Source organism: Streptomyces sp. WELS2 (genome assembly GCF_013870595.1).
Taxonomy (GTDB): Bacteria; Actinomycetota; Actinomycetes; order Streptomycetales; family Streptomycetaceae; genus Streptomyces.
In genome coordinates, this window is record NZ_JACBWZ010000754.1 from 1 (window position 1) to 2,965 (window position 2,965).

The following is a 2,965-nucleotide window of genomic DNA, read 5'->3' on the forward strand; positions in this document are numbered from 1 at the left end:
AGATGAGCACCCCGCGCTCGGCGGAGTCCGGCCCGGCCCGCACCGCGGCACCGTCCGCGCCGTCCACCGCCCTCTACCGCGTCGTCACCGTCGTGGTCCTCGGCACCGTCATGTCCGTGCTCGACATGACGATCGTCAACGTCGCGCTGCGCCGCCTCTCGGAGTCCTTCGGGGCCCCGCTGGAGACCATCCAGTGGACCGCCACCGCGTACACGCTCGCGCTCGCCGCGGTCATCCCGGTCGCCGCCTGGGCGATGGCCCGGATCGGGGCCAAGCGGACCTACCTGCTCGCGCTCGGCCTGTTCACGCTGGGCTCGCTGCTCGCCGCCTGCGCCTGGGACGCGGCCGGCCTGATCGCGTTCCGCGCGGTGCAGGGGCTGGGCGGCGGACTGCTCCAGCCGGTCGGCATGGCGATGGGCATGCGGGTCGCCGACCGGGCCCGGCTCGGCCGCGCGATGGCCCTGCTGGGGCTGCCGATCCTGGTCGGCCCGGTCGCCGGCCCGGTCCTCGGCGGGTGGCTGGTCGACGCCGTCTCCTGGCGCTGGATCTTCCTGATCAACCTGCCCGTGGGCGCCCTGGCCCTGTTCCTCGCGGCGCGCCTGCTGCCGAAGGACGCCCCGCACGCCCCCGGCGCCGGCCGGCCCCGGCTGGACCTCCCCGGTCTGCTGATGCTCTCGCCCGGCCTGGCCCTGCTGCTGTACGGACTCTCGCGCGGCGGCGAGCGCGGGGACTTCACGGCCCCCGGCGCGCTGCTGCCGACGCTCGCCGGCGCGGTGCTCGCCATCGCCTTCGTACGGCGGGCGCTCACCGTCCGCGCGCCGCTGCTGGATCTGCGGCTGCTGCGGGACCGTACCTTCGCCGCGGGCGTCGCCACGCTCGCCCCGTTCACCTGCGGCTACTTCGGCTCGATGCTGCTCGGCCCGCTGTACTGGCAGCAGGAGCGGACTCTGAGCGCCACGGCGGCCGGGCTGCTCGGCGCGCCGGTCGGGCTCGTGGTCGGTGCGACGATGCAGATCGCGGCGCGGCGGGTGGACCGGGTCGCCCCGCGCCCGCTGATCGCGGCGGGGTGCGCGGTGGGCGCCCTCGGCATGGGCCTGCTGGCCTGGCAGACCGGGACGCCCGGGGCCGCGCCGTGGCGGATCGTCGTCGCCGGCATGGTGATGGGCGTGGGCGCCGGGATGACGCTGATGCCGGCGATGACCACCGCGAGCCGTGGTCTGCCCGCGGAGCGGCTGGCCGGGGCGAGCACCGCACTGGGCATCAACGCCCAGCTGGCCGCGTCGGCCGGTACGGCCCTGCTGTCCGTGCTGCTCGGTGCGGCCGGCCCGGACCCGGCCGGTTTCCGGCTCACCTACGCGGTGGCGGCGGCACTCCTGGCCCTGGCGATACCGGCCGCGCTCCGCCTCCCGGACGGGCGGCGGGGCCCGGCCCGGCCGCCCGTCAGCCCGCCGTCAGGTCCGTGAGTCCGGCCAGGGGCAGGGTGTGCCGGGTCCGCAGGGCCTTGGTGCGCAGGTAGTGGATGTTGTGGGCGGTGGTGAAGACGCCGGTGGGCACGCGGTCCCGGACGCCGATGCCCAGCGCACGCAACTGGGCGGCCTTGTCGGGGTTGTTGGACAGCAGGTCCAGTTCCGTGACGCCGAGGGCGGTGAGCATCTGGGCGGCGGCCGTGTAGTCGCGGGCGTCCTCCGGCAGACCGAGGGCGGCGTTCGCCGCGTAGGTGTCGAGCCCCTCGTCCTGGAGGGCGTACGCGTCGAGCTTGTTGTACAGGCCGATGCCCCGGCCCTCCTGGCGGAGGTAGAGCAGGATCCCGCCGCGGCCGGCGATGCGCTCGACCGCCTCGCGCAGCTGCGGTCCGCAGTCGCAGCGGGCCGAGCCGAGGACGTCCCCGGTCAGGCACTCGGAGTGCAGCCGCACCAGCGGTACGGGGCCCGGGTCGCCCAGGACGAGGGCGAGGTGCTCCCGGCCGTCGGTGAGGCCGTGGAAGGTGACGAGGTCGGCGTCGGTGCCGTAGCCGTCGGCGAACCGCAGCGGTACCCGGACACGGGCGCGGGGGGTGGCGGTGGGGACGTCGGGCATGCGGATCCCTCCGGGGCATGTGCTTCAGATTTGAAGCAGTGGTTCGCAGGGACCCTACCTCATGCTTGAAAATTGAAGCGGTCGGCCTCGCCGGGGGCCGGCGTGCGGCCGGCGGCGGTGGCGTACGGCTCGCGGGGGTCAGGAGCAGGACGAACGGCGCCGCCAGGGAACGTCCTCCGCGCCCGCCCCGGCCCCCTCGCCCTGCAGCCCGTGCGTGATCCCCGCGCAGATCTCCTCCAGCTGCCCCACCTGCTCCTCGGTGAGCCGGTCGAACAGCAGCGAGCGGACCGTCTCGACGTGCCCGGGCGCCGTGCGCTCCAGTACGGCCATCCCCTCGTCCGTCAGCACCGCGAGCGAGGCGCGCTTGTCCGTGGCGCAGTTCTCCCGGCACACCAGGCCGTCCCGCTCCAGCCGGTTCACCACGTACGTCAGCCGACTGCGGGTGATCTTCAGCGCCTCGGCGAGGTCGGTCATGCGCAGCCGCCGTCCGGGGGCGTCGGAGAGGCCGGACAGGACCGAGTAGAACAGGTGCGGCATGCCGCCCTCCCGCTGGAGCTGCCGGTCGATCGCGTCCTCCAGGAGACGGGAGGCGGCGATGTAGGCGCGCCAGGCGCGCTGCTCCTCGGGCGTGAGCCAGCGGGTCGTCATGCCGCCAGTGTAAGTTTGTTTAAAACTTGAACCAAGCCGCTCGCGGCCCGGCGCCGGCCCGGCCGCCTCCACAGGAAAGAGCGCCGATGCCCCTGCCGTACGTGCTGCTGTCCGCCGCCGTCTCCCTCGACGGCTACCTGGACGACACCGGTCCCGAGCGGCTCCTGCTGTCCGGTCCGGCCGACTTCGACCGGGTCGACGGGGTACGGGCCTCGGCCGACGCGATCCTGGTCGGCGCCGG

The 2,965-nt window shown here is 74.9% G+C and carries 4 protein-coding genes; 2 read left to right on the top strand and 2 right to left on the bottom strand.

The features are described from left to right. Nucleotides 1–2: 2 nt before the first annotated feature. Nucleotides 3–1,463, top strand: a complete 1,461-nt coding sequence (locus H5J33_RS29290; RefSeq protein WP_181797826.1) for a DHA2 family efflux MFS transporter permease subunit — start codon at nucleotides 3–5, stop codon at nucleotides 1,461–1,463. Here H5J33_RS29290 and ribA read toward each other — a convergent pair. Beyond that, nucleotides 1,441–2,076, bottom strand: coding sequence for a GTP cyclohydrolase II (gene ribA, locus H5J33_RS29295; RefSeq protein ID WP_181797827.1), 636 nt, complete (start codon nucleotides 2,074–2,076; stop codon nucleotides 1,441–1,443). The genes H5J33_RS29290 and ribA overlap by 23 nt on opposite strands. 138 nt (nucleotides 2,077–2,214) lie before the next feature. After that, entirely contained in the window at nucleotides 2,215–2,724 is a 510-nt protein-coding gene (locus H5J33_RS29300; RefSeq protein WP_181797828.1) for a MarR family winged helix-turn-helix transcriptional regulator, read from the bottom strand. An 86-nt stretch (nucleotides 2,725–2,810) separates the two neighbouring features. Here H5J33_RS29300 and H5J33_RS29305 point away from each other — a divergent pair. Beyond that, on the top strand, nucleotides 2,811–2,965 hold a 155-nt coding region (locus tag H5J33_RS29305; RefSeq protein ID WP_181797829.1), incomplete at its 3' end, for a dihydrofolate reductase family protein.